Here is a 21599-nt window from a genome sequence, read left to right on the forward strand (position 1 = left end):
TTCAAGACCATCATCAACAACCGCCCCGACGGCGAGGACCCCGCCCAGCCCTCCGCCGCCGAGATCGAGGCGGCCGCGAAGGCCGCCGGCCTCGCCTACCACCACATCCCGGTCCGCGGCGGCCCGACGCCTGAGCAGGTGGAGGCCACCCAGGCGGTCCTGCAGGAGGCGGAGGAACCGGTGCTGGCCTTCTGCCGCTCCGGCACGCGCTCGATCGTCACCTGGTCGCTCAGCCAGGCAACGTCAGGGGCCATCAGCCGCAGTGACCTGGTGGGCCTGGCCAGGGGCGCGGGGTACGACCTGACCGGCGTGCTGGGCGCATGATCCCCTACGTCCGCGAGATCGACATCGAGTACGGCCGCTGCGACCAGGTCTCGCCCCTGATCCGCCGGGTCACCGCCAACAACCCTGGCCCTTTCACCTTCAGGGGCACCGGCACCTACATTGTGGGCAAGGGCGAGGTCGCCGTCATCGACCCGGGCCCCGACGACCCGGCCCACTTGGCCGCGATCCTGGCCGCCGTGGCCGGTGAGACGGTCACCCACATCCTGATCACCCACCACCACGCGGACCACTCTCCGCTGGCCGGTCCGCTGAAGGCCGCCACCGGGGCCCCGATCTGGGGCTGCGCGGTCGTGGGCCCTGAAGAGGACGATACCGGCGAGGTGAAGATGGAGGCCGGCCACGACCACGACTTCCGCCCCGACATCAGCCTCTGCGGCGGCGGCGAGGTGGCGGGCAAGGGCTAGACGATGGAGGCGATCCCGACGCCCGGCCACACGTCCAACCACATCTGCTATGCGCTGAAGGAGGAGAACTGCCTGTTCTCCGGCGACCACATCATGGGCTGGTCGACGACGGTCATCACCCCGCCGGATGGCGACATGACCGACTACCTCGCGAGCCTGGATCGGATCCGCGCGCGGCGGTTCGACACCCTGTGGCCCACCCACGGCCCGCCGATCCGCGATGTCGACGCCTTTGTCGCCGCCTATGCCGCACATCGTCAGGAGCGCATCGACCAGATCACGACGGCGCTGCGGACCGGCCCTGCCCGCATCCGCGACCTGATCCCGCGCCTCTACGTCGATGTGGACCCCAAGCTCTGGCCGGCCGCCTCCCGCTCCATGCTGGCGGCGATGATCCACCTGGTGCGCCAGGGGGAGCTGGTCACCGAGGGGCCGCCCGGCGCGGACAGCGAGTACCGTCTGGGCTAGCTGCGCCGCCCGAGGCGCCGCAGGGCCGTCCGCGCATACTTCTGCACGATCGGATCGGCGTCGCGGACGAGGACGGCGTCGAGGGTCGCCGTCGCATGGGCGCCACCCGCCGCGAACACCGCCCGGACCGCGTGGCGACGCACCTGCACGCTGGGGTCGCCCAGGACCCGGGCGGCGATCCGCGCGCGGACGCCGTCGTCGTCGCCGAACAGGTCGTCCTTGCAGGCGTCGCAGCTGAGCGCGTGCATGGCCATCCACCGGACCCTCGGCACCGGATCGTCCATCAGGGCGACCAGAGGCGCGCGGCAGGAGGCGTCGCCGAAGGTGTCGAGGGCGTGGGCGCATTCGAACCGCACGCGCGGATTGGGGTGGCCGAGCCCTGCGAGTAGCGTCGCGATCACGGCGGCACGGTCGTCCGGCCGGACCTCCAGCATGTCGCGGACCATCTTGCTGCACCACGTCCCTACGCCGGGACGATCGGCCATCACTTTCGGATCGCCCGTCCGGGCGTCCGCGATCAGTTGGTCGAGCACAGCCTGGGCGATGGCGCGGCGGCGCGACGGAGCCCTCGTGCGCAGCGCGGCCCGGCGCGCTTCGACCCCAGCCTTCATCGCCGCCCAGCTTGGAAAGCCCTGCTCGCGGGCCACGACCAGCTGGGCATGACTGAGCATCGGCGTCGCTGCGCCCGGCAGGTGCGCGCGCAGGCGGCCGAGGGCCGCGGCGTCCCCGGCGCGCAGGGATTTCAGCAGGGATCGGGCGGCATTGCGCAGCCATTCGAGGTTGGGACGTGGGGGCGGGGTCATCGACGACCTCCTTCCATCGCCCGGCGTCCGCGTGACGGGCAGGAAAGAAGGGTCAGGTCGAACCAGCATCAGATGTCGGTGGGCTAAGCCCTTCCCGCGGACCGGGCGCGACCGCATCGCGCCAGCGCAGATGAGCAAACCTTGCAGCGGGTGACAAGACCGACGGTCAGAGCGCCTTCTCCAGCACTACGAAGGCAAGGTCGTCGCGGGTGGGGACCCCGAAGCGGGCGTCAACATAGGGGAACGGCTTCTCCTCGCCGGTGGGCCGGTAGCCGCGGCGGCCGTACCAGGCGATGAGTTCCGCACGCTGACGCAGCACCGACATCCGCATGCGCGTCGCGCCGCGTTGGCGCGCCCACGCCTCGCACGCCGCGAGGATCTCCCGGCCGAGGCCGCCGTCCTGGCGCGCCGGGTCCACCGTCAGCATCGAGAGATACCAGGCGCCACCGCCCTGGTCGTCCAGTCGCACATGGCCGACCCGGCCCATGGCGTCGCGGGCGACCAGCAGCACCGCGCCGGGCGCCGCCAGGTCCTCGGCCAGCAGCGAGGCGTCGATCCGCTGACCCGCCACCAGTGTTTCCACCTTCCACCCCGTCTGCCCGGCCGCCTCGCGGTAGGCGCGGTTGGTCAGGGCGATGATCTCCGGATAGTCGGAAGGTGCGGCTTCGGTGAGCTCCACCATCGCTCAGGCCGTCGCGGTCACCTTCGCCGTGGGCAGGACGTAGTCCTTCATCCGCTCGCGGATCAGCTTCTTGTCGATCTTGCCCGTGCCGCCTAGGGGGATCTCGTCGACGAAGACCACGTCGTCGGGCATCCACCACTTGGCGATCTTGCCCTCCAGGAACTGCAGGAACTCCTCCAACGTCGCCTGCGCTCCGGGCTTGAGCTGCACCAGGAGCAGCGGCCGCTCATCCCACTTCGGGTGATAGGCCCCGATCACGGCGGCGACGGCGGCCTTCTCGTGGCCCACCGCGATGTTCTCGATCTCGATGGTCGAGATCCACTCGCCGCCCGACTTGATGACGTCCTTCGCCCGGTCGGTGATCTGCATGTAGCCGTCGGGTTCGATGGTGGCCACGTCGCCGGTGTCGAAGAAGCCCCCCTCGTCCAGGATCTGGCCGCCGTCGCCCTTGAAGTAGCCGCTCGAAATCGCGGGGCCCTTGACCATCAGCCGCCCGAACGTGGTCCCGTCGTGGGGCAGGCGATGGCCGGCGTCGTCGACCAGCTTCATCTCCACCCCCAGGATCGGGCGCCCCTGCTTCAGCTTGTAGCGCAGCTGTTCGTCGGCGCTCATCGCGGCGACCTTGGCCGTGGGCGAGGAGATGGTGCCCATCGGCGACATCTCGGTCATGCCCCAGGCATGGGTCACGTCGACGCCGAACTCGTCACGGAAGCCGCGCACGATGGCCTCTGGCACCGCCGAGCCCCCGATCACCACCCGCTTCAGGGTCGAGAGCTTGCCGCCGGTGGCGCGCAGGTGCTGCAGGAGGCCCAGCCAGACCGTGGGCACCGCCGCCGAGAAGGTGACGCCCTCGCTCTCCAGCAGTTCATGGACCGATGCCCCGTCCATCTTCGCCCCCGGCAGGACCAGCTTGCAGCCGGCCGCCGCGCAGCTGAACGCCAGCGCCCAGGCGTTGGCGTGGAACATCGGCACCACCGGCAGCACCGTGTCGCGGCCGGACAGACCCATGACGTCCACGCCCAGGGTCGAGAGTGTGTGCAGGAAGTTCGAGCGGTGGGAGTAGAGGACGCCCTTAGGATGCCCGGTCGTTCCCGAGGTGTAGCAGAGGCTGGAGGCGGTATTCTCGTCGAACCCGCCCCACTCGAAGTCGGGCGCGCTCTGGTCGACCAGGTCCTCGAAGCACAGCGCGTCCGGCAGGGTCACGCCCTTCATCCCCTCGCGGTCGGTCATCACCACGAAGTGCTCGACGGTCGGCATCCTGGCGCGGTTCTCGGCCAGGATCGGCAGGAACGTCACGTCCGTGAAGATGATCCGGTCTTCGGCGTGGTTGATGATGTAGCAGAGCTGGTCGGCGAACAGCCGCGGGTTCAGCGTGTGGCAGACCGCCCCCATGCCCATGATCGCGTACCAGGTCTCGACATGGCGGCCGGTGTTCCAAGCCAGGGTCGCGACCCGGTCGCCTACCCGGATGCCCAGGCCCTTCAGCGCATTCGAGATCCGCTTCGCACGCGCTTGGGTCTGCGCCCACGTCTGTCGCACGATAGGCCCCTCGAGCGAGCGGCTCACAATCTCGCGGTCGCCGTGCCAGTTGGCGGCGTGGTCGAGGATCTTGTCGACCGTCAGCGGCCAGTTCTGCATCAGGCCCAGCATGGCCAAGTCTCCCGCGACTTATCGCTCGTCAGTTACCCGCCAGGATTAGTCAGCGGACGCGGCCTCCGCAACGGCCCGGTCTCAGGCGTGGGCCGCTAGCCAGGTCTTCACGACAACCTCGTTGGGCGCATCGGTGTCGACCTTGGGCCAGGTGACCGGCTCCGCCAGGCGGGCGATCTGGTCGTGCAGCACCGCCACCGTCGCGTCGGACGCATCGCCCTGGCGGCTGGCGACCCTGGCCTCCAGCACCTCGATTGGAGCCTCCAGCCAGGCGCCGTGGAACGGCGCGCCGCACTCCGCCGCCAGCGCCTCCGCGCGACCGCGGAGCGCCGGATCGATGAAGGTGGCGTCCAGCACCACCGCGCGGCCGGCCTTCAGCAGCGCCCGCGCGTTGTCGATCATGGTGTCGTAGGTGCGCGCGGTGATTTCGGCGGCGTAGGCCTGCGACGGCAGCCGCTGCAGGGGCTGCACATCCATCAGGCGCTTGCGGATCTCGTCGGTGCGCAGGATCACCGCTCCGGGCGAAGCCCCAAGGGCGGGCGCAATCCCTCTTGCGAACCGCGACTTGCCCGAGCCGGAGAGGCCGCCGACGGCGGCCAGCACGGGCGGCGGCGGGGCCAGGTGGGCGATGGCCGCCTCGACGTAGGCCTGAGCGACCCGCGGATCGCCCGAGTGGGCCGAGACGTGGGCGCGCACGGCGGCGCGCGTGGCCAGCATCAGCGGCAGCGCGGTCAGACCATCCCACAGCTCCGCCGGGAAGCTGCGCGCCGCCTCGTCGAGATAGGCCGACAGCGCCCGCACGCCGGCGTCGCGGCGGCCGCGGAAGTCCAGGTCCATGATCAGGAAGGCCAGGTCGTAAAACACGTCGAGGTCCGAGAGCAGGTCGCTGAACTCGATGCAGTCGAACAGCACCGGAAGACCGCCCTCGAGCAGGATGTTCCCCAGGTGCAGGTCGCCGTGGCAGCGCCGCGCGAAGCCGGTGGCCGACCGGTGCGCCAGGAGCGGCGCCTGGCGCTCCAGCTCCGCTTCGGTAAGTGCGATCATGGTCTCGACCCGGCCCTGATCCAGCGCCGGGATATCGCGCAGCAGGCCGGCGTTGGAACCTACGGTCCAGCTGATCGCGGTGAGGCCTCCGGCGGGCCGCAGGGGCGCGGCCGCGTGGAAGTCGGCGATGGTTCGACCGAGCATCTCCGCCAACGCCCCGTCGACCGAGTCCGGACGCGCCGAAAGCACTGCACCTTCGTCGAACCGCCGCATCTCCAGCAGGTGGTCGACGGTCTCGCCCGCCCCCTCGATGGCCAGGGAGCCGTCCGCCTCGCGGGTGATGCGGCGCACGGCGCGGTAGATGTCCGGGGCCGTCGGGCGGTTGAACTCGAGTTCGCGTTCCAGCGCCCACTGCCGGCGCTCCGCCGTGGAGAAGTCCACGTAGCCCAGGTCTTCGTGGCGCTTGATCTTCAGCGCCCGCTCGGGGCTCAGGAACACGTGGGCGCAGGCGGTGTCGATGGTGCGGTCGCTGGCTCCGCCCAGCCAGGCGACGAGTTCCGCCTCCAAGGCTCCGGTCAAGGAAACAGCCTGCGCGTGGTCCAGCCACCGGGAGCGATTTCGAACAAGAGCCGCTCGTGCAGGCGGAACGGTCGGTCGCGCCAGAACTCGATGGACTGCGGCCGCACGCGAAACCCCGACCAGTGCGGCGGGCGCGGCACCTTCCCCAGCCCGAAGCGTAGGCCCACCTCGGCGATCCGCTTCTCCAGCGCCATCCGATCCGGCAGCGTCCGCGACTGGTCCGACGCCCAGGCGCCCAGCTGCGCCGGCCGCGCGCGGCTGGCGAAATAGGCGTCCGCCTCCTCCGTCGTCGTCGGCGTGACCGCTCCGCGCACCCGGACCTGACGCCGCAGCGACTTCCAGTGGAACAGCAGCGCCGCCTTCGGATTGGCGGCAAGCTCCTCGCCCTTGGCGCTTTGCAGGTTGGTGTAGAAAACGAAGCCGTCTCGGTCTGCCCCCTTGAGCAGCACCATGCGGATGTCCGGCAGGCCGTGGGCGTCCACGGTCGCCACGGACATGGCGTTGGCGTCGTTCGGCTCCTTCTTGAGCGCCTCTGCGAACCAGTCGTCGAATAGGGCGAACGGGTCCGTCTCGCTAAGCAGCGGCGGGGGCTCGGCGGCGGCCACCTGGCGGACGTAGTCGTCCTCGCTGGGCGACGGGGGGATCAGGGTCTTCTCGGTCACGCTTCGCATATAGCGCGCCCGGCCGCGCAGGCGCGAGGCCTTAACGGACCGTTGAGGGCCTTGGACTTAGGCTTTCCAGCCATGAGCCGGCCGGTGCTGGAATTTACCCTGAAGGACGCCCGCGAGGTGCTGGGCGTGAGTTCCGCCTCGACCCCGGCGGAGGTCCGCCAGGCGTTCCGCGAGGCCGCCAAACGAGCCCATCCCGACACCGGCGGCGACGAGAGCGCCTTCCATCAGGTCGTCGAGGCCTACAACCGCCTCCAGGACCCGCTGAGCGAGCGCTTGGTCCACGCCCCGGCCCGTGCGCGACCGACCCCCGAGCCGGACCTGGAGATCTCCCCGGAGGTGGCCCTGGAGGGCGGCGAGGTCGACCACCGCCTGCCCGACGGCGACATGATCCGCATCACCCTGCCCGCCGGCCTGCGCTCCGGCGACAAGGTTCGCGCGGGGGAGGCCGAGCTCTGCATCTACATCCGCGCCCAGGACGGCGTCATCGTGCGCGGCGACGACCTCTGGATGACCGTGAAGGTCGCACCGGGCCTCCTGAAGAAGGGCGGTCGCGTCAGCCTGGACACGCCGCTGGGCCGCCGCAGCGTCTGGATCGACAGGAAGGCCGCCGAGCGCGGCCTGGTCCGCGTGGAGGGCGAGGGTCTGCCCGCCCGCGGCCGCCGCGCCCAGGGCCACCTCTTCCTGCGCCTCTGCGCCAGCCCCGGCCTGGCTGACAGCGCGGCGCTCGCCCTCCTCCGCCGCTTCGCCGCGGCCTGGGCGGCCTGACCGAGATTGACCGAAGCGGCGCCGTTGACCGGCGTCGGCGACGTTCCTACAGCCTGCGGCCTTCCGCAGGGGGCGTCGTGGTCGTGGGCCGCGTGCCCTACGACGAGCGCCTGGCCCATGACGCGCTACGCCTCGACCGGGAGCTGAGCCGTGGCTACACCCAGGCCATGAGAATTGGGGTCGCGGCGATACTGACGTTCGGGATGTGCCTGTGGGCCGGCCTCGCCCAGGCCTACCCGGTCGGCGAACGCCACATGCAGGCGCACGATCCACGCGCGGTCCTGCGCGACTCGGAGCGCCGTGACGTGATCCGCATCACCGTCTGGCACCCGGCGTCCGACATGGCCCAGGAGCAGGACCTGACGATCGGACCGCCTGACCGGCCGCTGTTCTATGTCGGCGAGTCGGCGCCGGACGGGGCCTTCGCCGACGATCGCCGCCGGCCGGTGATCCTGCTCTCGCACGGCTTCGGCGGGACAGCGCGGATGATGGGCTGGTTCGGGACCGTGCTGGCCGCCCAGGGCTACATTGTCATCGCCGTTGATCATCCCGGAAACAACGGCGCGGATCCGATGACCGTGGCGGGCGCCACGCTTTTCTGGGAGCGTCCGGCCGATCTTGCCGTCGCCCTGGCGAAGGTGAGGGCCGATCCCGAACTCGGCCGCAGGCTGGACATGTTGCGCGTGGGCGTGGCCGGCTTCTCCGCGGGCGGCTTCACCAGCCTGGCGGCGGCGGGCGCGCGCGTCGACCTCGACCGCCTGCAGCAGTTCTGCGCCGATCGCCCACAGGACGGCGTGTGCGCGCCGCAGCGGGAGTTCGCGGTCAGTAGGGAGGCGGAGCAGGCTGTCCTGGCCTCGCCCGAGGCCGCCGCGGCGGTTGCGCGTTCGCGCGGGGACCTCAGCCTGCCGGAGGTGCGCGCCGCCTTCGTCATGGCGCCGGCCATCGTTCAGGCGCTGGACCCCGCCAGCCTTCGCGCCCTGCGCACGCCCGTGTCGATCATCCTGGGCGTCGCCGACGACGTCGCGCCACCCAACACCAACGGCAGCGCCGCGGCCCGCGCCATCCCCGGCGCCCGGCTGAAGGCCTTGCCCGGCGTGGGTCACTACGACTTCCTGTCCCGCTGCACCCCCGCCGGCGAGGCCATCGCGCCCGACCTCTGCACCGTCACCGTCCCCCGCGGCGAGACCCACCGCTCCGCCCTCGAAGCCGCCCTCCGCTTCTTCGCCCAGACCCTGGGCGGCCCGCCGCCCTGATCGGCGCGATTGGCGCAAATCGCGGGGTCCGGTAGAGAAGCACCGCCATGAGCCACAACACCTTCGGCCACCTGTTCCGCGTGACCACCTGGGGCGAGAGCCACGGGCCGGCGCTGGGCTGTGTCGTCGACGGCTGCCCGCCGGGGATCGCGCTGACGGAGGCCGACATCCAGCCGTGGCTCGACCGCCGCCGGCCGGGCCAGGGCAAGTTCGTCACCCAGCGCCAGGAGCCGGACGCCGTCCGCATCCTCTCCGGGGTGTTCGAGGACGCGCGCACCGATGGCCAGGTCACCACCGGCACGCCAATCTCGATGATCATCGACAACGTCGATCAGCGCAGCCGCGACTATTCCGACATCGCCACCGCCTTCCGGCCCGGCCACGCCGACTACGCCTACTTCGCCAAGTACGGTGTGCGCGACTATCGCGGCGGCGGGCGGCAGTCCGCCCGCGAGACGGCCGCGCGGGTGGCGGCCGGCGCCATCGCGCGCAAGATCCTGGCCGGCGTGACCATCCGCGGCTGTGTGGTGCAGATCGGACCGCACGCGGTCGATCCGGCCCGGATCGACTTCGCCGTGACCGGCGACAACCCGTTCTGGGCGCCCGACCCCGACATCGTCCCGGTCTGGGAGGCGCACCTGGAAAAGGTCCGCAAGGCCGGATCGTCCACCGGCGCGATCGTGGCCATGGAGGCGACGGGGGTTCCCGCCGGCTGGGGCGCGCCGATCTACGGCAAGCTCGACGCGGAGCTCGCCGCCGCCCTGATGTCGATCAACGCCGCCAAGGGCGTGGAGATCGGCGCCGGGTTCGCCGCCGCCGCCCTCTCCGGCGAGGAGAACGCCGACGAGATGCGGATGGGCAATGGCGGGCCGATGTTCCTGTCCAACCAGGCAGGCGGCGTCCTGGGCGGCATCTCCACCGGCCAACCGGTCACGGCGCGCGTGGCCTTCAAGCCCACGTCCTCGATCCTGGCCCTTCGCCGCAGCATCAACGAGGCGGGCGAGGAAATCGACCTGCGCACCAAGGGCCGCCATGACCCGTGCGTCGGCCTGCGCGCCGTTCCGGTGGTGGAAGCGATGACCGCCTGCGTCCTGGCCGATGCCTATTTGCGACACAGAGGCCAGACCGGAGAACACGCGAATGTGTCGGGTGCGCAACTTTAACGCTGACACCGGGCCTGGGACACCGCGCGGGTTGCAAGCCTCTGATCAATCGGCGATTTCAGTTCGTATAACCACGATATTCGATTGACCGGCTAACACGGGTCACCTTAATCAGCCACCATCCACTTTCGGGGCAGATTGCGGCCCTGTTACGTGGACCACCAAGCCGGACCCCATAGACGAGATCGCGTGCGTTACGACCTCCTGAAGATCCTTCTGGTGGATGACAACCACTACATGCGGGTGTTGCTCGCCGAGATCCTGCGCGCCATCGGCGTGAAGGACATCTTCGAGGCCAACGATGGCGCCGAGGGCCTGCAGATGATGCGGGACCACCCGGTCGACATCGTCATGACGGACCTGTCGATGCAGCCCCTGGATGGCATCGATTTCGTCCGCCTTCTCCGGAACTCGCCGGACAGTCCGAACCAGATGGCCCCAGTGATCATGATCACCGGCCACTCCACCTTCGCCCGGGTGAACGAGGCCCGCGAGGCCGGCGTGAACGAGTTCCTGGCCAAGCCGCTGACCGCGCGCGGGGTGATCGAGCGGCTGCACCAGGCGGTGGAGCACCCCCGGCCCTACGTCCGCAGCGACGACTACTTCGGCCCTGACCGGCGGCGGCGCCACGATGCCAAGTACCAGGGCCCGTTCCGCCGATCGACCGACGCGCAGAGGGAAATCTCGAACGCCAGCTAGGCTGGGGTCAGGCGATGCCCAGGTACTTGTGGGTCTGGACGCTGAGCCGCCAGCGCGGGTGGGCCAGGCAATAGGCAATCGCCGCTGCGGTATTGGCTTCGCGCTCGGGCCCGTCCATCGGCTGGAGGCGGAAGGTCTCGAAGTCGAGGCCCTCGAAGCGCGCCGGGTCCACGCCCGGCTGGGGATACACCAGCTTCAGTTCCTGACCGCGCGTCTGGACCACAGGAGCCTGGGCTTTGGGACTGACACAGATCCAGTCGATTCCGGCCGGCGCCGGCAGCGTGCCGTTGGTCTCCAGCGCGATGGAGAAGCCGCGCGCGTGCAGCGCGGTCACCAAGCCTTCGTCGACCTGCAGCAGCGGCTCGCCTCCGGTCAGAACCGTCAGACGCTCAGCCGCGCCGCCGCGCCAGGCCGCCTGCACCGCATCAGCCAGCGCCTCGGCGTCGTCGAAGCGGCCGCCGCCGGAGCCGTCCAGGCCGACGAAATCCGTGTCGCAGAAGGTGCACACCGCCGCGGCGCGATCCTGCTCCCGGCCGCTCCAAAGATTGCAGCCGGCGAAGCGGCAGAACACCGCCGGCCGCCCGGCCTGGCCGCCCTCGCCCTGCAGCGTCAGGAAGATCTCCTTGACCGCGTAGCTCATGGCGTCAGCACCGGCTGTCCGTCGCGGGTCCACGCCTCGTAGCCCCGCCGCCGCAGCTCACAGGCAGGACAGGCGCCGCAGCCGTAACCCCACTCACGCCGCGTGCCGCGCGTCCCGAGGTAGCAAGTGTGGCTCTCCTCGACGGTGATCGCCACCAGCGGATCGCCGCCCAAGGTCTTGGCCAGCGCCCACGTCTGCGCCTTGGTGAGCGACATCAGGGGCGTCTCGATGCGGAAGGTCTGCTCCATGCCCAGGTTCAACGCCGCCTCCATGGCGTCGATCGTCGCGCGGCGGCAATCCGGGTACCCGGAGAAGTCCGTCTCGCACATCCCACCCACCAGGACTTTCAAGTCTCGCCGGTCGGCCAGGGCGGCGGCGTAGGTGAGGAACACCAGGTTGCGGCCCGGCACGAACGTCGACGGCAGGCCCTTGTCGGTGACCTCGATCGCACGCTCGGTGGTCATGGCGGTGTCGGCCAAGGCCCCGAACGCGGTGATGTCGAGCAGGTGGTCCGGGCCGAGGCGGACGGCCCACTGCGGAAATTCGCGGGCCACCCGCGCCCGAACCGCCAGGCGCGCCTGCAGCTCGACGACATGGCGCTGGCCGTAATCGAAGCCGACAGTCTCCACGCGGGCATAGCGGTCCAGGGCCCAGGCGAGGCACGCCGTGGAATCCTGGCCGCCGGAAAAGAGCACGAGCGCGCCGGGGTTCATGCGCCCCATATGGGCCGGAAGCCCGGCCCTGGAAAGCGGCCGCGGGGGGCGTCAGTGGGTCAACGGTCCGGCGCGCGCCTGCCGTGCTCCTCTGGGCCAACCACCGCGTGGGTCGCGGGCCGAATCCTCGAATGACAGAGCGATTCGCGGCCCTGTTTCGCTGATTTCGGAGATCCGGCCCCCTTTGGGGCGCAGGAACTGACGAAAACCCAGGCAAATCCGGAGCCGCTTAACCTCTACGCAAGCCGTACCTGCCCAAAATGGGTACCTAGTCCTCCGTCCCAGGCGGTCCATGTCCCTGCCCGACTTCTTTTTCGACCGCGTGACGTCCGACATCCGTCAGCAGATGGATGGCGTCCGCGCGCTTGCCGGGCAGCTGTCGCGCCAGCGCCTGACCGCCGACGGGGAAGCCTGCGTCGACAGCATCGACGCGGCCGCCGCAGGCGTGTCGCGCATGCTCGAGGCAGCCATGGATCTGAAGGGCATCGCGCTGAAGGGCGTGGTGCTCGAGCTGGAGCCCGTGCGCCTGCGCGAGGTGATGGACGAGATCGAGGCGCGCTGGCAGCCCCGCGCGGCCGCCGCAGGCGTGACCCTCCTGGTGGCCTACGACGGCGACCCTGACGCAGCCGCCATGGCTGACCGCAAGCGCCTGCTGCAGATCTTCGACGGCTTTATCGGCGAGGCCGTGGGCGCCCAGGCGCGGGGGGCGGTGGAAGCCGGTCTCTACGCTTACCCGGGCCCCGACTTCGTGCGCCTCGAGGGCCGCATCCGCGGACCGCGCGATGTCGGCTGGGACGCGAAGGACACCGAGACCCGCATCCGCTCCATCGAGGAGCGCTTGGGCCTGGAAGTGGCTATCGGCGCCATGCTGGCCCGTCGCATCCTGGCTGGGATGGATGGCGAGCTGCGCAAGGAAGCCAACGCCGGCGCCTCCGACACCGCCGCCTTCGAAATGAAGCTGGCGCTGATTCCCGACACCGTCGCCGAACCCCAGGCGGACGCTGGCCGCGCCGCCCACATCCTGGTGGTCGACGACAACGCCACCAACCGCATGGTCGCCCAATCGCTGGTCGAGATGTTCGACTGCACCTGCGAGTCCGCCGAGGACGGGGAGGAGGCGGTCGAAGCCGCCAGCTCCGGCCGCTTCGACCTGATCCTGATGGACATAAAGATGCCGCGCATGGACGGGGTAGCGGCCACGCGGCTGATCCGCGCCATGCCCGGCCGCGTCGGCGTGACGCCGATCATCGCCCTTACCGCCAACGCCGATCCCGAGGACGCCGAGGCCTATCTCGCCGCCGGCATGAACGGCGTCGTCGAAAAGCCGATGAAGCCCGAGCACCTGCTCACCGCCTTGCAGCAGGCCCTCGACCCCGGCGGCCAGTCCGCCGCGGCCTAGGCGCGTCGTTTCAGGCTAGGAGGGCCGCCACCTCCGCGGGCGTGCAGCCGAACTCTTCCAGCAGCGCCCGGGTGTGCTCGCCGATCCCAGGCGCCATGCGCGGCGCGGCCTTGGTCTCACCGACGACCTGGAAGGGGCTGTCCACGGTGCGCAGCCAGCTATCGGTGATCTCCGGGAAGAAGCCGTTCGCGTCGATCTGATCGTCGGCCAGGTGGTCGTAGACCGTCCCGACAATGCCGAACGTCACGTCGCCTTCGTGCAGCACCTTGGCCCAGTGTTCGAAGGGCTGCTGGGCGAACAGCTCGTCGAAACTGCTCACCAGGAGGGGGCCGTTGACCAGGCGAGCTTCCGGCGTCGCGAACAGCGGATCTTCCAGCCAATCCGCCCGACCCATCGCCTTCGCCAGCAGCGGCCAGTCGCGCGCGGGATTGGTGCTTGAGATGATGAACTGGCGGCCGTCGGCGGCGAGGTACATCTCGTTCAGGGCGCCGCGATACCCCCGCGGTGGACGCTCCATCAACTCATAGCCGCAGAGCGCCGCCTGAACCTGGCAGGCGTTGGACCACAGTCCGTTCGCCAACAGCGACGTCGCGACCTCCGACCCCTCACCGGTGAGCTGGCGCTTGTAGAGCGCCGTCACGATCGCCCCATACATGGCCATGGCGGTCGGGTGGTCGCCCATGCCTGGCATGGACGGAGCCGGCTCCGCCCCCGCGCTGGGACGCACCATGTCCATCAGGCCCGAGCGCGCCCACCAGACCGTAGCATCGAAGCCTGTCCGGTCCCGCTCCGGCCCATGCTCGCCGTAGGGCGATAGCGAGGCGTAGATCAGCCGCGGGTTCAGGGGCATCAGGTCCTGGGCCCGCACGGTCAGCCGCTCGCGCGCCGGGAAAGGCAGGTTGGTGATGAAGACGTCGGCCTTCTGCACAAGGGTGCGCAGGACCGCCTGTCCTTCCGGCCGCCGCAGGTCCAGCGCGAGGCTCTCCTTGTTGCGCGAGCTAACGGTCCAGAAGTAGTCGACGTCGTCGGGCGTGCCGCGTAGCCGGAAGAGGTTGCGGTAGGCGTCGCCGATCCCGGGCGGCTCGATCTTGATCACCCGGGCGCCGTAGTCGCTCATCACCGTCGCCGCGGCCGGCCCTGCGATGAAACTCGCGCAGTCGATCACCAGAAGGTCGCCAAACAAGCCCTTGGACATCGCGCATCTCCGTCTGGCCCACATCCCGTCCCGAATGACCCGGCGGCAGTCTAGTCGCCGCCTGTCCAGAGCCCTAACGGCCGTCCCACCTGCAACTTTCTTGCGTCGAAGCGGCCTATTGCACCCCCCGCTGCAATGACTTAGGTCGCGGGCTCGATTTCGGGGGCGTTTATGTCCAAGGCGAAGACGGCGGGCCAACCGCTTTCATTGGAGGCCGTGCGCCAGCGCATCGACGCGCTGGACACCGAACTCCTGCGCCTCGTCGACGAGCGCGCCTCGCTCGCCCGCACCGTGGCGGCGGCCAAGGAGGCGGCCGGCGACGGCGGCAAGTTCGGCCTCCGGCCAGCTCGCGAGGCCGCCATCCTGCGCCGCCTGATCGCCGCGGAGCGCGTCGCCGCCAGTCCCTCCCTGGTCGTGCGCATCTGGCGCGAGCTGATCGGCGACAGCCTGGTGAGCCAGGGCCCGTTCCATATCAGCGTCTGGGGCGGCAAGGACCCGGCGCGCACTGTCGAGTTCGCCCGCCACCGGTTCGGCGCGGCCCCCCCACTGGCTACCCTCGCCAAGCCCGAGGACGCGCTGGCCCAGGCGCGCACGCCTGGCGGTGTCGCGGTCTGCGCGCTCACCCCTGACAGCGCCTGGTGGGGCCGCCTGCTGGCTGAGCCACGGGTGAAGGTGTTCGCAGCCCTGCCCTGCCTCAACGCCTGGGGGCCGATGTCAGCGCTGGCGATGGCTGCGGTGGACATCGAGCCGACAGGCGACGACCGTACATTCTGGGTCACCGACGCCCCGGAGAGCGCCGCCGTCGTCCAGGACGCGCTCAGCCGCGATGGCGCGGCGGGGACGTTGGTGGCCGAGGCCAGTGGGCTGAAGCTCTTCTGCCTGGCCGGGTTCTATCAGCGCGACGACGAGCGCCTGGCGCGCGCGCCGGGTCGGCTCTCCGGTGTGATCGGGGCTGCGCCGGCGCCACTGGACGTGTAAAGACGGCGCCTCCGGCCGACCGGCCCTCTCCATACCCGTCCCGAGCATGCCCGCCTCCAGCGAAGCCCCACCCCTCACCCGCGCGCCCAAGCCCGTTCCGAAGCCCGGGATCCTGGACATCCACGCCTATACGCCCGGCAAGGCCACGGTCGACGGTGTCGCTGACCCAGTGAAGCTGTCGTCCAACGAAAACATCCTGGGTTCCAGCCCGCTGGCGCGCGCGGCGTTCGTGGCCGCGGTCGACAGCCTGCACATGTACCCCGACGGCCAGGCCAGCGCATTGCGGGCCGCCGTGGCGGCGCACTTCAGCCTAGAGCCCGAGCGGCTGGTGTTCGGCGACGGTTCCGATGAGTTGCTGCACCTGCTGAACCAGGTATTCATCGAGCCGGGCGACAACATCGTCATGGGCCAATACGGCTTTTCCGCCTACTCCATCGGGGCGCGGGCGTGCCAGGGCGAGGTGCGCCACGCCGCCGAGCCGAACTATAAGATGTCGGGAGAGGAAATCCTGGCGCAGGTGGATGACCGCACGCGCCTGGTCTTCATCACCCAGCCTGCCAACCCCACCGGAACCTTCCTGACCCGAGACGAGCTGGAGGCCCTGCACGCCGGCCTGCGGAGCGATGTGGTGCTGGTGCTGGACGGCGCCTATGCCGAATTCGCCACCGATCCGCGCTTCGATGTCGGCATGGACCTGGCGCGCGGCCACGACAATGTCGTCGTCACCCGCACCTTCTCCAAGCTGCACGGCCTGGCGGCGCTGCGGATCGGCTGGGCCTACTGCCCCGAGCCTATCGCCGACGCGGTGGACCGCATCCGAGCGCCGTTCAACACCTCCATCGCCGCCCAACAGGCCGCGGTAGCGGCGCTGGCGGATGTCGAGTTCCAGGAGCGGTCGCGCGAGCACGTGGCCACTTGGCGGCCCTGGCTGACCCAGCAGCTGGGCGGCCTCGGCCTGGAGGTCGTGCCGTCGCAGGCCAACTTCGTGCTCGTAGAGTTCCCGACGACGCCGGGCCGCACCTCCACGGAGGCCGAGGCCTTCCTGGCGAGCCGCGGGCTGATCGTGCGGGGGGTCAGCAGCTACGGCTTGCCGGCCCACCTGCGCATCACCATTGGGCTCGAGGAACACAACCGCGCCGTCGTCGACGCGCTCAGCGACTTCCTGAAGGCCTGACGCGATGACCGCGATCTACGCGAAGATGGCGGTCATCGGCTGCGGCCTGATCGGATCGTCGATCGTCCGCGCGGCGCGCCAGGCGGGATGCGTCGGCGAGATCGCCATCGCCGAGACGTCCGCACAGGCCCGGTCGCGGATCGTCGAGCTGCAACTGGCCGATGTGGTCACCGGCGACGCCGCCGAGGCGGTGCGCGACGCCGACCTCGTCGTGTTCGCCGTGCCGGTTCTGTCCATGGGCGCCGCCGCCGCGGCTGCCGCCCCGGGCTTCAAGCCGGGCGCCACTGTCACCGATGTGGGCTCGGTGAAGGGCGCGGTGGCCGAGGCGCTGACCGCCGCCTGCCCCGACGGCCTGTTCATCATCCCCGGCCACCCGATCGCCGGCACCGAGCAGTCGGGGCCCGACGCCGGGTTCGCCGAGCTCTTCCAGAACCGCTGGACGATCCTGACACCCGATCCGCGGACCGACGAGCCGTACCGCGCCGCCGTGGCGCGTCTCACGGACTTCTGGACCGCGATCGGGGCGCGGGTCGAGGAGATGGACGCCCGCCACCACGACCTGGTGCTGGCCATCACCAGTCACCTGCCGCACCTGATCGCCTACAACATTGTCGGCACGGCCGCCGATCTGGAAGGCGTGGCCGAGGCCGAGGTGATGAAGTACTCCGCTGGCGGCTTCCGGGATTTCACGCGCATCGCCGCCTCCGACCCGACCATGTGGCGCGACGTCTTCCTGACCAACAAGGACGCGGTTCTGGAGGTCCTGGGGCGATTTACCGAGGATTTGCAGGCGCTTAGCCGCGCGATCCGCTGGGGCGAAGGCGACAAGTTGTTCGAGCTGTTCAGCCGCACGCGGGAGATTCGGCGGGGCATCGTGGCCATGGGCCAGGAAAGCGCCGAGCCCAATTTCGGCCGCGACCGCGGCAAACACTGACCCTCGCCATCATCGGAGAGACCTCATGCGCACACTGATCTTCGCCGCGGCTGCCGCCCTGCTGGCCGGTGCGGCATTCGCCCAGGCGCCGGATCCGGCGGCGATTGTGAGGGCGATGGACAAGGACGGGGACGGGGCGGCGAGCAAGGCGGAGTGGGTGGCGGCGGGGCGGCCGGGCGAGCGGTTCGACGCGGTGGATGCGAACAAGGACGGCAAGGTCACGGCGGCGGAGCTGGCGGCGGCGATCCAGCGGATGCGCGAGGCCGGCTGAGGCTGGCGAGGGGGGCGGGGTTGACCCGCCTCTCATTTTCAGCATTATTCACCCCTAGAGGTGAATATGTTGGACGTGACGCTGCAGGCGCTGGCGGACCCGACGCGGCGGGCGATCGTGGCCCGGTTGGCGGCGGGGGAGTCGCGGGTCACGGAGCTGGCGGCGCCGTTCGCGATCTCGCTGAATTCGGTGAGCAAGCACGTGCGCATGCTGGAGCGGGCGAAGCTGGTCAGCCGGCGCGTGGCGGGGCGCGAGCACTTCATCAGCCTGACGCCGGGGCCGATGGACGAGGCGATCGGCTGGATGACGCAACAGAAGGCGCTGTGGGCCTGGAGGCTCGGCCGGCTGGAGGAGGTCCTGGACCATGGGTGACATCGTCGTTCGCCATCGCTACCGCCATCCGCCCGAGCGGGTGTTCGACGCGTGGCTGGACCCGAAGACGGCGGCGAAGTTCGCCTTCGCCACGCCGGACGGGCAGATGATCAAGGCCGAGATCGACGCGCGCGTCGGCGGCCGCTTCAACTTCACCGACCGCCGCCCGGAGATGGGCGACGTGGCGCACGTGGGCGAGTACGAGGTGATCGACCGGCCGCGGCGGATCGTCTTCACCTTCGGAGTGCCGCAGTTCGATCCGGGCTACACGCGGGTGACGCTGGACTTCGTAGGCGTCGACGGCGGGTGCGAGGTCACCCTGACCCACGAGGGCGTGCCGCCGGAGTGGCAGGAGTCCACGCCGCAGGGCTGGGTGATGATCCTGGCCGGCCTGGAGGCGGTGCTGGGTTAGGGCGCCCTCGCCCCCTCGCCCCACCAACCCTTTTCACCGGCGGCGCAGGCGAGGGCTGCGTCGATGAGCTCGGGGAAGCCACTGCCTTCCAGGCCGGCGTCCACCAGCACGCGGCCGTCGACCTTAAGGCGGATCCACTTGGCACGGCGCAGGGTGAAGAGCGACTGGCTGTCGATCGCCTCGGCGGTGGCCATGTAGAGGTCGTCGTCATCGAACTGCGGCTTGAAGTCGAACACGTAGCTGTCGGTCTCGGCCTTGCCGCGGCGGCCACGAGGCAGCTTGCCGTCGCCGACCGCCCCGACGGCGAGGGCGATCCGGGACCCGGCGACCAGGAGTTGGAACTGACGGTCCTCGCCCACCATCGCATGGGCGACGCAAGCGCCTTTGCCAGCTTCCAGGGACCAGACGCCTTCCTTGTTGGTCGGCGGCGCGTCGGCCGCCTCGGCGCCTGCCGCCTGGACGCCCTTGCCCCACCAGCCCGCCTCGCCCTTCGAGCAAGCGATCACGCCGTCGAGGGCGCCTTCGAAGCCGGTGCCTTCAAGGGTCATCGACGCCACGGGCCGACCGTCGATGAGGACCTGGGCCTGCCGGGCCAGGCGCAGCGCGGCCAGCGCCCGGGCGTCGAAGTCGCCGGCGTAGTAGAGCGTCTCGGCGCCCTTGCCGTAGCTGGGCTCGAAGTCGAAGCCGTAGGCCTCGGTCTGGATGCGGCCCGCCTTGCCCTTGCGGATCGGGCCCTTCGCCGAGAAGAGGCCGAAGGTGACCTGGCCCTGGTCGCCGCGCAGCAGGAAGATCGTCCCGCCCTGCAGGGTCATGCTGGCCGCGCAGACGCCGTTGTCGACGTCGCTCGCCCAGAAGCCCTCCTTGTTGAGGACCGCGTCCTCGACGGCGGCGCGCGCCGGGACAGCGGCCAGGATGAGGAGCGCGAGGACCGCGCACAGATATCGCCCCATCTTGATCGTTCCCCCGCCGCACCGTGGATGAGCGGGAAGCTAGACCATGGGGGCGGGCGTGCGCAAGAACGAAATGGCAACTCGCCCCCAACCGTCATCCCACGGTCGCGCAGCGATCCGGGGGATCCAAGCCGGCGTACGGCAATCTCAAACTCGGCTTGGGTCCCCCGGATCAGCCTTCGGCTGACCGTGGGATGACGGCTGGGGGGTTGGCGGCGGAGGGGGGACCGAGGAACGCGCTCACCTGCTCGATCGCCTCCACCAGGGTGACGCGCTGGAGTTCGACGCCGGGGGGGAGGCTGGAGAAGAGGCGGGTGGGGCTGGAGGCGTCGAGCATGACGAAGCAGCCCTTGTCGTCCTCGCGGCGGATCAGGCGGCCGAAGGCCTGGGCGATGCGGGCGCGGGCCAGGGCGTCGTCGTAGGTCTTGTTGCCGAAGCGGGCGCGGCGCGCCTTGTGGAGGATGTCGGGACGCGGCCAGGGGATGCGGTCGAAGACCAGGAGGCGCAGGGACCGGCCCGGCACGTCGACGCCGTCGCGCACCGCGTCGGTGCCCAGCAGGCAGGCGTCCTCCTCGGCGCGGAAGATGTCGACCAGGGCGCCCACCTCCAGCGGGTCGACGTGCTGGGCGTAGAGGGCCAGGCCGCGATCGGCCAGGGGGGCGGCGATGCGTTCGTGGACGGCGCGCAAGCGGCGGATGGCGGTGAAGACGCCCATGCCCCCGCCGCCGGCGGCCAGGAACAGCTCGCGCATGGCGGCGGCCACCTGGCGGGCGTCGTCGCGGGCCACGTCGGTCACCACCAGGCAGCGGGCCTGGGCGGCGTAGTCGAAGGGCGAGGCCAGCTTGAGCGTCTTGGGCCGCTCGGGCAGGCGCGCGGCGCCGGTGCGCATCTCGGCCAGCGCGAAGGGGTCGTCGAGGGTGGCGTCGGCCAGGGTGGCGCTGGTCACCAGCACGCCGTGGGCCGGCTTGATGACCGCGTTGGTCAGCGGCTCGGTGGGGTCGACCCAGTGGCGGCGGCAGGCGGCGTCCACCACCCGGCCGAACATGAAGTTGGCGTCGAACCAGTCGACGAAGTCCGGGTCATCCTCGGCGTTCTCGTCGATGGCCTGGAGCATGGAGCGCCAGGCGGGAAGCTGCATGCGGGCGCGGCGGTCGAGCCCCCTCAGAGCCCCTTCGATCCGGCCGCGTTCGGAGGCGGCGAGGGTCTCGGCCTCGGCGTCCATCAGGTCTTCCAGGGCGCGGGCCAGGGCCAGCAGCGGCGCCTCGATCCGGGCCAGGGCGGCGGCGGCGGTGCGCGCGGTGTCGCGCACCAGGTCCAACGCCGGGCGCGCGGCGCATTCCATGCCGACCTCGCTGGGCGCCGCGCGGGCGCGCAGCTGCTCGATCATCGCCACCAGGAAGGCCTCGACCGGGCCCAGTGGGTTCACCTCGCCGTTGGGCGGCGCGATGCGGCCGCTCCAGCCCTCGCCTGGCAGGGCGGCGGCGGCGTGGACGGCGGCGTCCAGCAGGCTGCGGGCGTCCTCGGCGTCGCCCAGGATGTCCAGCAGGCGGGCTTCCAGGCCCCTACCCCGGCGGCCCCGGCCCTCCGGCCCGCGGATCCAGCGGCGCAGTTCCGCGGCCTCCTGGCCGGAGAGCGCGGCGGAGAACGCGCTGTCGGCCGCGTCGAACAGGTGGTGGCCCTCGTCGAAGACGATGCGCTTCAGGTGGGTGGTCTCGGCGTCGCCCTTGGAGCCGCGGGCGGCCCGCGCGCCGTCGAAGGCCGCCTGGCTCATGACCAGGGCGTGGTTGGCGATGACGATGTCGGCCCGGCGCGAGCCGCGGATCGCCTTCTCCACGAAGCAGGTGCGGTAGTGCTGGCAGCCGGCGTGGACGCACTCGCCGCGCCGGTCGACCAGGTTGGCGGCGGAGGCCTGGGCGGTGGGGCCGACCGCGAACAGGGTGGGCAGCCAGGCGGGGAAGTCGCCGCCGGTCATGTCGCCGTCGCGGGTGACCCGCGCCCAGCGCGAGGTCAGCGCCAGGCCGACGAGGTCCGCCCCGCCCATCTGGGCGGCGTTGGCCTGCTCCTGGAAGTTCAGCAGGCAGAGGTAGTTCTCGCG

General features: G+C 70.7%; 22 protein-coding genes and 1 pseudogene. 13 read left to right on the forward strand and 10 right to left on the reverse strand.

Annotated features, from left to right (window positions below; genetic code table 11):
- Together QZV94_RS10940 and QZV94_RS10945 are read left to right on the forward strand one after the other, a co-directional pair.
- On the forward strand, positions 1-324 hold a 324-nt coding region (locus QZV94_RS10940; protein WP_293677895.1), incomplete at its 5' end, for a TIGR01244 family sulfur transferase.
- Positions 321-1217: pseudogene (locus QZV94_RS10945) on the forward strand (MBL fold metallo-hydrolase). The gene QZV94_RS10940 and the pseudogene QZV94_RS10945, both read left to right, overlap by 4 nt.
- On the opposite strand, the gene QZV94_RS10950 reads toward QZV94_RS10945, so the two are convergent.
- From QZV94_RS10950 to pdxH, 5 genes are all read right to left on the reverse strand, one after another.
- The gene (locus QZV94_RS10950; protein WP_293677896.1) at positions 1214-2020 is read right to left on the reverse strand and encodes a HEAT repeat domain-containing protein; all 807 of its coding nucleotides are present in this window, start codon (positions 2018-2020) and stop codon (positions 1214-1216) included. The pseudogene QZV94_RS10945 and the gene QZV94_RS10950 sit on opposite strands and share 4 nt — an antisense overlap.
- Positions 2021-2186: 166 nt before the next feature.
- The gene (locus QZV94_RS10955) at positions 2187-2702 is read right to left on the reverse strand and encodes a GNAT family N-acetyltransferase (RefSeq protein ID WP_293677897.1); all 516 of its coding nucleotides are present in this window, start codon (positions 2700-2702) and stop codon (positions 2187-2189) included.
- A gap of 3 nt (positions 2703-2705) precedes the next feature.
- The gene (locus QZV94_RS10960; protein ID WP_293677898.1) at positions 2706-4352 is read right to left on the reverse strand and encodes a long-chain-fatty-acid--CoA ligase; all 1647 of its coding nucleotides are present in this window, start codon (positions 4350-4352) and stop codon (positions 2706-2708) included.
- 81 nt (positions 4353-4433) lie between these two features.
- Positions 4434-5915: a bifunctional aminoglycoside phosphotransferase/ATP-binding protein gene (locus QZV94_RS10965; RefSeq protein ID WP_293677899.1), complete on the reverse strand. Its 1482-nt coding sequence runs from the start codon at positions 5913-5915 to the stop codon at positions 4434-4436.
- A complete protein-coding gene (gene pdxH / locus QZV94_RS10970) occupies positions 5912-6586 on the reverse strand; it encodes a pyridoxamine 5'-phosphate oxidase (RefSeq protein ID WP_293677900.1) in 675 nt (224 codons plus the stop codon). The genes QZV94_RS10965 and pdxH overlap by 4 nt, the downstream gene beginning before the upstream one ends.
- A 72-nt stretch (positions 6587-6658) precedes the next feature.
- Between pdxH and QZV94_RS10975 the strand changes: the two genes are divergently transcribed.
- From QZV94_RS10975 to QZV94_RS10990, 4 genes are all read left to right on the forward strand, one after another.
- On the forward strand, positions 6659-7351 hold the full coding sequence (locus tag QZV94_RS10975; protein WP_293677901.1) for a J domain-containing protein: 693 nt from the start codon (positions 6659-6661) through the stop codon (positions 7349-7351).
- 83 nt (positions 7352-7434) lie between these two features.
- A complete protein-coding gene (locus QZV94_RS10980) occupies positions 7435-8604 on the forward strand; it encodes a hypothetical protein (RefSeq protein ID WP_293677902.1) in 1170 nt (389 codons plus the stop codon).
- Positions 8605-8651: 47 nt separating this feature from the next.
- Positions 8652-9767 carry a chorismate synthase gene (gene aroC, locus QZV94_RS10985; protein WP_293677903.1) on the forward strand — a complete coding sequence of 372 codons (1116 nt, stop codon included), beginning with the start codon at positions 8652-8654 and terminating at the stop codon, positions 9765-9767.
- A 189-nt stretch (positions 9768-9956) separates the two neighbouring features.
- Positions 9957-10466, forward strand: coding sequence for a response regulator (locus QZV94_RS10990; RefSeq protein WP_293677905.1), 510 nt, complete (start codon positions 9957-9959; stop codon positions 10464-10466).
- Positions 10467-10473: 7 nt separating this feature from the next.
- Here QZV94_RS10990 and queE read toward each other — a convergent pair whose 3' ends face one another.
- Both queE and queC read right to left on the reverse strand, forming a co-directional pair.
- Complete coding sequence (gene queE / locus QZV94_RS10995; RefSeq protein ID WP_293677906.1) at positions 10474-11106, reverse strand: 7-carboxy-7-deazaguanine synthase; 633 nt, start codon at positions 11104-11106, stop codon at positions 10474-10476.
- Positions 11103-11819 carry a 7-cyano-7-deazaguanine synthase QueC gene (gene queC / locus QZV94_RS11000; protein WP_293677907.1) on the reverse strand — a complete coding sequence of 239 codons (717 nt, stop codon included), beginning with the start codon at positions 11817-11819 and terminating at the stop codon, positions 11103-11105. Before queC ends, queE begins: the two co-directional genes overlap by 4 nt.
- 292 nt (positions 11820-12111) lie before the next feature.
- On the opposite strand from queC, the gene QZV94_RS11005 reads away from it, so the two are divergent.
- Entirely contained in the window at positions 12112-13218 is a 1107-nt protein-coding gene (locus QZV94_RS11005) for a response regulator (protein WP_293677908.1), read from the forward strand.
- 10 nt (positions 13219-13228) lie between these two features.
- Here QZV94_RS11005 and QZV94_RS11010 read toward each other — a convergent pair whose 3' ends face one another.
- Positions 13229-14413: a CaiB/BaiF CoA-transferase family protein gene (locus tag QZV94_RS11010; protein ID WP_293677910.1), complete on the reverse strand. Its 1185-nt coding sequence runs from the start codon at positions 14411-14413 to the stop codon at positions 13229-13231.
- A 171-nt stretch (positions 14414-14584) separates the two neighbouring features.
- Here QZV94_RS11010 and QZV94_RS11015 point away from each other — a divergent pair, with 171 nt between their 5' ends.
- The 6 genes from QZV94_RS11015 to QZV94_RS11040 all read left to right on the forward strand — a co-directional run bounded on the left by QZV94_RS11015 (position 14585) and on the right by QZV94_RS11040 (position 18554).
- The gene (locus tag QZV94_RS11015; protein ID WP_293677912.1) at positions 14585-15391 is read left to right on the forward strand and encodes a chorismate mutase; all 807 of its coding nucleotides are present in this window, start codon (positions 14585-14587) and stop codon (positions 15389-15391) included.
- Between the two features lie 46 nt (positions 15392-15437).
- Entirely contained in the window at positions 15438-16565 is a 1128-nt protein-coding gene (gene hisC / locus QZV94_RS11020) for a histidinol-phosphate transaminase (protein WP_293677913.1), read from the forward strand.
- Positions 16566-16569: 4 nt separating this feature from the next.
- Positions 16570-17499 carry a prephenate/arogenate dehydrogenase family protein gene (locus QZV94_RS11025; protein WP_293677914.1) on the forward strand — a complete coding sequence of 310 codons (930 nt, stop codon included), beginning with the start codon at positions 16570-16572 and terminating at the stop codon, positions 17497-17499.
- A 25-nt stretch (positions 17500-17524) separates the two neighbouring features.
- Complete coding sequence (locus QZV94_RS11030) at positions 17525-17770, forward strand: EF-hand domain-containing protein (RefSeq protein ID WP_293677916.1); 246 nt, start codon at positions 17525-17527, stop codon at positions 17768-17770.
- A gap of 66 nt (positions 17771-17836) precedes the next feature.
- On the forward strand, positions 17837-18142 hold the full coding sequence (locus QZV94_RS11035; RefSeq protein WP_293677918.1) for a helix-turn-helix transcriptional regulator: 306 nt from the start codon (positions 17837-17839) through the stop codon (positions 18140-18142).
- A complete protein-coding gene (locus tag QZV94_RS11040) occupies positions 18135-18554 on the forward strand; it encodes an SRPBCC domain-containing protein (RefSeq protein ID WP_293677919.1) in 420 nt (139 codons plus the stop codon). Before QZV94_RS11035 ends, QZV94_RS11040 begins: the two co-directional genes overlap by 8 nt.
- Here QZV94_RS11040 and QZV94_RS11045 read toward each other — a convergent pair.
- Both QZV94_RS11045 and QZV94_RS11050 read right to left on the reverse strand, forming a co-directional pair.
- Positions 18551-19504: a hypothetical protein gene (locus tag QZV94_RS11045; protein WP_293677920.1), complete on the reverse strand. Its 954-nt coding sequence runs from the start codon at positions 19502-19504 to the stop codon at positions 18551-18553. The two genes, QZV94_RS11040 and QZV94_RS11045, sit on opposite strands and share 4 nt — an antisense overlap.
- Before the next feature lie 172 nt (positions 19505-19676).
- A partial coding sequence (locus QZV94_RS11050; protein WP_293677921.1) for an ATP-dependent DNA helicase occupies positions 19677-21599 on the reverse strand: 1923 nt, incomplete at its 5' end.

This window comes from uncultured Phenylobacterium sp. (genome assembly GCF_902826855.1).
GTDB lineage: Bacteria > Pseudomonadota > Alphaproteobacteria > Caulobacterales > Caulobacteraceae > Phenylobacterium.

Excerpts from the sequence above, each read along its gene's own strand:
- QZV94_RS10950 (WP_293677896.1), bottom strand. The coding sequence starts at position 2,020 with ATGACCCCGCCCCCACGTCCCAACCTCGAATGGCTGCGCAATGCCGCC.
- QZV94_RS10955 (WP_293677897.1), bottom strand. The coding sequence starts at position 2,702 with ATGGTGGAGCTCACCGAAGCCGCACCTTCCGACTATCCGGAGATCATC.
- QZV94_RS10960 (WP_293677898.1), bottom strand. The coding sequence starts at position 4,352 with ATGCTGGGCCTGATGCAGAACTGGCCGCTGACGGTCGACAAGATCCTC.
- pdxH (WP_293677900.1), bottom strand. The coding sequence starts at position 6,586 with ATGCGAAGCGTGACCGAGAAGACCCTGATCCCCCCGTCGCCCAGCGAG.
- QZV94_RS10975 (WP_293677901.1), top strand. The coding sequence starts at position 6,659 with ATGAGCCGGCCGGTGCTGGAATTTACCCTGAAGGACGCCCGCGAGGTG.
- aroC (WP_293677903.1), top strand. The coding sequence starts at position 8,652 with ATGAGCCACAACACCTTCGGCCACCTGTTCCGCGTGACCACCTGGGGC.
- queE (WP_293677906.1), bottom strand. The coding sequence starts at position 11,106 with ATGAGCTACGCGGTCAAGGAGATCTTCCTGACGCTGCAGGGCGAGGGC.
- queC (WP_293677907.1), bottom strand. The coding sequence starts at position 11,819 with ATGAACCCCGGCGCGCTCGTGCTCTTTTCCGGCGGCCAGGATTCCACG.
- QZV94_RS11005 (WP_293677908.1), top strand. The coding sequence starts at position 12,112 with ATGTCCCTGCCCGACTTCTTTTTCGACCGCGTGACGTCCGACATCCGT.
- QZV94_RS11010 (WP_293677910.1), bottom strand. The coding sequence starts at position 14,413 with ATGTCCAAGGGCTTGTTTGGCGACCTTCTGGTGATCGACTGCGCGAGT.
- QZV94_RS11015 (WP_293677912.1), top strand. The coding sequence starts at position 14,585 with ATGTCCAAGGCGAAGACGGCGGGCCAACCGCTTTCATTGGAGGCCGTG.
- hisC (WP_293677913.1), top strand. The coding sequence starts at position 15,438 with ATGCCCGCCTCCAGCGAAGCCCCACCCCTCACCCGCGCGCCCAAGCCC.
- QZV94_RS11025 (WP_293677914.1), top strand. The coding sequence starts at position 16,570 with ATGACCGCGATCTACGCGAAGATGGCGGTCATCGGCTGCGGCCTGATC.
- QZV94_RS11030 (WP_293677916.1), top strand. The coding sequence starts at position 17,525 with ATGCGCACACTGATCTTCGCCGCGGCTGCCGCCCTGCTGGCCGGTGCG.
- QZV94_RS11035 (WP_293677918.1), top strand. The coding sequence starts at position 17,837 with ATGTTGGACGTGACGCTGCAGGCGCTGGCGGACCCGACGCGGCGGGCG.
- QZV94_RS11040 (WP_293677919.1), top strand. The coding sequence starts at position 18,135 with ATGGGTGACATCGTCGTTCGCCATCGCTACCGCCATCCGCCCGAGCGG.
- QZV94_RS11045 (WP_293677920.1), bottom strand. The coding sequence starts at position 19,504 with ATGGGGCGATATCTGTGCGCGGTCCTCGCGCTCCTCATCCTGGCCGCT.